The organism is Bradyrhizobium sp. Leo170 (genome assembly GCF_004296405.1).
Classification (GTDB): domain Bacteria; phylum Pseudomonadota; class Alphaproteobacteria; order Rhizobiales; family Xanthobacteraceae; genus Bradyrhizobium.
In genome coordinates this window covers 1-6,044 of record NZ_PSRR01000437.1, presented here as the reverse complement: position 1 = coordinate 6,044, position 6,044 = coordinate 1, and the positions used below count along the sequence as shown (strand labels likewise).

The following is a 6,044-nucleotide window of genomic DNA, read 5'->3' as shown; positions in this document are numbered from 1 at the left end:
CCGTGAGCTCGAGCGATTCCCAGATCTCTGGCGAAAAGCCATCCATGCGTCAACTCTAGCTTTGCACGTAGCCACCCCCGCGCGATAATCGCGTGGAGTTTTTGCCCTTTAAGAAAATCGACGAAAGCGCGTGTCGCTTTATTATTGGCGCCGCTCTCCAACAGCACGGCATTTGGCCCCATCGGGCCATAAGACTCCCGCGCCACCAGCCAGGGCAAACGGGTTTTGCTGTTTGTGAGCTCGGACGGCGCGACAAATCCGAGCTCGGCATTACCGGTCTCGGATCGATCGGCGTGTGTGATGCTGGCGGTATCGGCCCTCGGCTGAATCGCCGCACTGACGCCTGGCGCTTTCATGACCTGCACCGCCGTTGCGCCATCATAAGGTGCGGCGGCCGGATTGCAGATCGATGACTTTGCCACAGACATCATCTGAAGGCTATCCGCGCGATTGGCGAACTTCACATTCGAACGCCACAGCACGAACTTGCCGCTCTTAGAGGTGAAGCTGTTTCCCGATACCGGGAGACGCTTCTCGCTCTGTTTACTTGGGCGGAACTGGTCGGCCGACAGAAGGATGCAAAGCGCGGGTTGGATGATCCAGCTGCAAAAATGTCCGTGCGCGCGTGAGCTCAACCCGGCCTCGAGCCGCGTCGTCTGAGTGAGCGGTGATGCAATCTCGTTGCTCGGCAGACGGACGTTTGCGGCAAGGGTGGGACTGATGTTCACCGCTGCTGCTTTTTCGAGCAGGATCAGAATCAGAGTTGCATTGATTAGGATCAATCGGGCAAGCCTCATTGGGAAGTCTCTCGGAGCGGGGCGGCCTGCGACCAGTTTGGCCGCGACGGCTTCTGCTCCTGATCCCAGCAAACGGCGTGCCGCTCGCGAAATATGATGCGCGCCTTGCGCCACAGCAGCCAAACACGCTTAAGCGCCAGCCTGGCTGTTGAATTGCGGCGGAATGGCCCCAGCGCCGTGTCAGCTTTCCGACTTCGGCGTGTTCAACCGAACATCTCTAGCCTCTTGAACGAAAAACTTCTTGGGATACTCCGCCCCAACCTTGGCTCCGCCGCGCCGTGATGTCCGACCTTGGATCTTTGAACGGCTCGAACTCCGATCTCCGGCTCATCGGCCGGCCCAACGTAGCCCCCTGGCCTGGGGGTGTCGGAATACGATAAGTTCTGCCTTCACGTCGCCGCTATGAAGCGTCCGTTCGAGAAAAACTCTGTGGCAAGCGACTCGTCCAGGCGCGGCAGGAGCTCAGCGTGTATCGTCCGGTGAAGGAGTATCGAGGCTGTCGTTTGTAGCTGTGCGAAACAATATGACCGAGGCCGGATAACGCCCGGGGGCAGGCTGTATCAAGGCCTTTGAAGGCCTGTCTCCACATGTCGATGGCGTGGATGCGTGCTATCCAAAAAATCAATTTTACCAATGTTACGGAACGTTGCATTGACAGCACCTGACGCCCGACGAATCACGTCGCTGCTTCTGTCGCGCGACGCGTCGCGACGTGGCTCGGCTGGGGGATGGCGCCGCGTTCGCGTCGAAGCGCGTCATGGAAGCAGCAGCATGGCAGTTCAACTCGCGAAGGAAATTGTCGCACGATGAAGGAAAACGCCGTCGGCGGCGGCGAGACAACGACCGCCAGGCAACTGACCTGGTGTGGCATCCAGTCGCTGGAGTTGAGGGACATCATCTGCGACCTGGAGCAGTCCGACGCGATCGAGATTGAGATGAACACGGATGACGCCTGATCGAATCTCAAGAATGTCGGCGACGCGACTGTCCGCGGCGTGGTCGCTGAGAAGGCCTGAATGGGGAGGCGCGTCGTCATTACCGGAATGGGCGGGTTGGGGACCGACGGCGCCTCCATCTATAAGGAGATACGCGAAGGCCGCTCCGCCATTGGCCCGATCGCAACTCCGAGCTCAGGATAGGGGCCAAGCTCAAAACCCTTCCCGAGCATGACATTGCCGCAAGCGGCTGGTCGATCTCGAGGTCGCGCCCACTCTGCCGCGCGAGCGCAAGGTGCGCGTCGCGCCGAGCAATGCCTTTGCCCTCGGCGGCACGAACGTGGTTCTGGGATTCAGCCAAGTGTCGTCAGGAGACAGTCGGTCCACAGTCTCGTCGGTTGAACGGCCGCATGGCTTTGGCGCTTGGCGCGCGACTTGCTTAACAAAAGAAAACACAGGTAACTGCCGACCTACCCTCGGAATTCACGCTGCGATCTGTCGGATTTCCGACATCGCCGTCTTCAATGGGACACGGCTGGCATAAAAGCTCGTCTGATGCCGTCACCGCTCAACGCGCGGCGGCTCGGTGTTCGAGTTCGTATAGGGAAGGAGCGTCATGACCACCATCGCAACTGCGGCGCCCGCGCGGCCGTCGCAAACTTGGTACAAAATTCTCTACGTTCAGGTGCTGATCGCGATCTTGATTGGCGTCGTCGTCGGTTGGCTGTGGCCGTCGCTCGCAACCAACGACTGGATCAAGGCGCTCGGTGATGGATTCATCAAGCTGATCAAGATGGTCATCGCGCCGATTATCTTCTGCACCGTGGTCTCGGGCATCGCGCACATCCAGGATGCGAAAAAGGTCGGCCGGGTCGGCCTCAAGGCGCTGGTCTATTTCGAGATCGTCTCCACTTTTGCCTTGTTGCTCGGCCTGGTGATGGGCAATCTTTTCCAGATTGGCCACGGCCTTGCGGCCAAGCCCGATGCCGCAGCCGTCGCCAATTACGTGAAGCAGGCGGAAGCCTCGAAAAGCGTCGATTTCATCCTCAATATCATTCCCGACAGCGTGGTCGGCGCGCTGGCGCGCGGCGATATCCTGCAGGTACTCTTGTTTGCCATCCTGTTCGGCTTCTCGCTGATGGCGCTGGGTGAGCGCGGCGAGAAGTTGCGCGGCATGATCGACGACACGGCGCACGCCGTGTTCGGCGTCATTGCCATTGTCATGAAGGCAGCGCCGATTGGCGCGTTCGGCGCCATGGCTTTCACGATCGGTAAGTTCGGACCCTCGGCGCTCGGGAATCTGATCGGGCTCATCGCGCTGTTCTATGCCACGGCCGCGCTATTCGTGGTAGTCGTGCTTGGTCTGATCGCGCGTTTCGTTGGCTTTTCGATCTTCAAGTTTATCGCCTATGTCAAAGACGAGCTCTTGCTCGTGCTCGGCACCTCGTCCTCGGAAAGCGCGCTGCCGCAGTTGATGAAGAAGCTCGAGCGGTTAGGCTGCTCCAAGCCCGTGGTCGGGCTCGTGGTGCCGACCGGCTACTCCTTCAACCTCGATGGCACCAACATCTACATGACCTTGGGAACGCTGTTTATCGCGCAGGCGCTCGGGGTCGATCTCACCTTCGGCCAGCAGCTCACGATCCTGATCGTGGCGATGCTGACGTCGAAAGGCGCAAGCGGTATCACCGGGGCCGGCTTCATCACGCTCGCGGCGACGCTATCAGCGGTTAATCCGGCGCTGGTGCCGGGCATGGCAATCGTGTTCTCGATCGATAAATTCATGAGCGAGGTGCGTGCACTTACCAATATCATGGGCAACGGTATTGCCGCGGTGTTCGTGTCCTGGTGGGAAGGCGAACTCGACGAGGCCACGCTTCATGCGCGGCTCAACCAGGAAATTGGTGCGGCCGACGGCGAGACCACAAACACGACGGGGTAGGGGCTGCATTTCTGTTCGTCATTCCAGGACGCGTTGACGCAGGTGTACGCGAACTCGCGAGTCTTGCTTGTCCAAGTCGGCAGCAGCCGACTTGGATTACGAAGGCGGAATCTCTCGCCGCGACCTCTGGATTGCCGGTTCGCTCGCTTTCGTGAGCGCGCCGGAATAACGTCCTAAAGAGGCTGCTCCGTGAGACGAGGGGACGAAACCCTCGGTTTCGCCGGGCGGTTTCTCATGAGCGCCGAGTCTGAACAACTGCTTGAAAGTGATAGTCCTCTATCCAATCGCATGACGGCGAAGCGTTAGCGAAGTGCAATGCCCCATCGCAAGCGGGTCTGAAGGTTAGCTTGAATCGAATTTGGATTCCCAAATCAGGAGACTTCGGATTTACCATGCTGGCTGGGCCTGGAGGCCAGCACGGATCGGCAAGCCTTACTCTGAGGATCTTCGGAAGCGGGGCGTTGCAGGGTTGTTTCCGGTGGATTGTCCTGCAACGAGGCGGCTAAACATTCGGTGTTGCGGTCAGCACGGCCGTTGGATGGGCGCGACGGCATTGCGAGACCGGCAGCGTGGTGCCCGGCAGGGATGCGCGGCAACAGGTCGAAGGCCATTTCCGGCAAACACCGCGTCCGGGTTTTAGGGCGAATCAAGGGGACTTCACCCTGCGCGGCTTGGTCGCCGAGCTCACTGATCGCGGACCTAAGGCTGATTACCGTTCAATATGGGAGTTCTCCACGCCGAGAAGCTCAGCTTGAAAAAACTGTGGCTGGCGAACGCGAGATCTGGGCCAGGACCGATATGGGGCCTTGCGGGGGTGCGCCGCGTGGCCAGAGGATTCACAGCAAGAGTCCCAACGGCCGCTGGACGACCATAACCTTCCTGGCCGCGTTGCGCCATGACCGGATTGAGGCGCCATGGTTTCTCGAGGGCCGAACGATGGCGAGAGTTTCCGCCTCTACGTCGAGAGAGTCCTCCTTCCGACGCTTTGTCCCGGCGACATCCTAACCATGGACGATCTCGGCAGCCACAGACGCAAAATCGTGCGTCAGCTTACCCGCCTCGTGAATTTCGCATAAGTGCCGCTCTCGTGAACCCAGAGCCGATTCTTGGCATCGTGCGACCGTCTTTACAGCTCCGTCTTCGTGCCACAGACTTTTACAGATATAGCGCGCTCGAGCTCGGACGCCAAACCACTCAAGTGATCCGCAAGCTTTGCGAACAGCTCTCGCTTTTCCTGGTCAGTTGCCAGATCGCTGATCAATTTGCACTCGGCTGCATCGGTGCGGAGCTCTTTCAGTTGCTTCTGCAGGTCTTTCATCGGTATGCCCGTGGAGCGGCTATTCAGACCAATTAATCGGAGTGTACTTCAGCTCTCGCCGCTCCATTTCCGAACGAAGCAATTCAGCATAGCTGCGCAGATTGTTACCGACAAAGCGGCAACGTCCGCCGTCCGCGCGACCAGCCAACACTTGCCGCCGCACACTTTCCCAAAGAAACAATAAGCTCTCATCTTTCGAGTTTGAAAACCTCATCCGGACACCCCAATCCTTGCGCGCAAATGCTACCGCCATCTCAACGGCCTGAAGTGTTCGTTTCGGACACTCCCGCGCAGAAACCAAGTACCCGTTGCACATTTGCCACATGAGCCTTTCGGTCACCGCCCTACGCCTATCAGGCGGTTGGAGCAGAGCAGCTGGGTCTTACAGCTTCTGTCTTTGACGGTTCCACATGCTGCCAGCTAGTCGCTGTGGCTCGGACTCATCACTTGGCTGCGAACGCATTTCGCGCTCAGGAAAAAAATTGACTGTGTAAGCGGTCGCGCAGTTCAAAAGGAAGTGAGCGATGGAGGTGGCGTATGTATTCGGCTCTTGTCGGGACTCTTATTCTTTTGAGCATTGGCATCCTATTGGCCCACGCGCCGGACGCTTTTCGCTCGGGTCGTGACAGCAATTCCCGACACTAGCTATACTCTCATGCAAACAGCGCCGCGCCCGCCTCAGTGCTGACGACGGATCGCGCCCGGGTAAGCGATCGAGTGCTTCTCTTAGAGCGCCGTCGTGCGTGCAGAGGCCCTCTCCCGTGAGCATAACCATATCAGCGGCCTCGCCCTTGGCCGCTCGGGAGATCCGGCCATCGGCGACTTCGGCGATCCCAAGGTGATCCGGAAATACTGCGAACTGATCGCGGATCCGATCCGCACGCGGGGATCGTATCCTTCTCGCAAGTCGGCGCGAGGCTCAGATCAGACCCGATCAGGAGGTCGCTTATATAGGTGCCGTCTAGCTCTAACAGCCTGTTGAAGAAGTCGGTAGCGAAGCGTTTCGTATCGTGATTCTCTAGGACCAGGATTTAACTGGGGGCGCGATGCGGGGA

The 6,044-nt window shown here is 59.0% G+C and carries 5 protein-coding genes and 1 pseudogene; 3 read left to right on the top strand and 3 right to left on the bottom strand.

Features of this window, described 5'->3' with window-relative positions; all coding sequences use genetic code 11:
• The coding region (modA, locus tag CWO89_RS39715; RefSeq protein WP_130583736.1) for a molybdate ABC transporter substrate-binding protein at window positions 1–797 on the bottom strand (797 nt) is incomplete at its 3' end.
• An 806-nt stretch (window positions 798–1,603) separates the two neighbouring features.
• Here modA and CWO89_RS46400 point away from each other — a divergent pair.
• From CWO89_RS46400 to dctA, 3 genes and pseudogenes are all read left to right on the top strand, one after another.
• On the top strand, window positions 1,604–1,753 hold the full coding sequence (locus CWO89_RS46400) for a hypothetical protein (RefSeq protein WP_165421513.1): 150 nt from the start codon (window positions 1,604–1,606) through the stop codon (window positions 1,751–1,753).
• A 60-nt stretch (window positions 1,754–1,813) separates the two neighbouring features.
• Window positions 1,814–1,971: pseudogene (locus CWO89_RS48525) on the top strand (beta-ACP synthase); the annotation flags it as partial.
• A 377-nt stretch (window positions 1,972–2,348) separates the two neighbouring features.
• Window positions 2,349–3,671, top strand: a complete 1,323-nt coding sequence (gene dctA, locus CWO89_RS39705; RefSeq protein WP_130583735.1) for a C4-dicarboxylate transporter DctA — start codon at window positions 2,349–2,351, stop codon at window positions 3,669–3,671.
• A gap of 1,126 nt (window positions 3,672–4,797) precedes the next feature.
• On the opposite strand, the gene CWO89_RS39700 is transcribed toward dctA, so the two are convergent.
• Window positions 4,798–4,989 carry a hypothetical protein gene (locus tag CWO89_RS39700; RefSeq protein WP_028169064.1) on the bottom strand — a complete coding sequence of 64 codons (192 nt, stop codon included), beginning with the start codon at window positions 4,987–4,989 and terminating at the stop codon, window positions 4,798–4,800.
• 19 nt (window positions 4,990–5,008) lie between these two features.
• Entirely contained in the window at window positions 5,009–5,329 is a 321-nt protein-coding gene (locus CWO89_RS48520) for a hypothetical protein (RefSeq protein WP_245476787.1), read from the bottom strand.
• Window positions 5,330–6,044 lie beyond the last annotated feature (715 nt).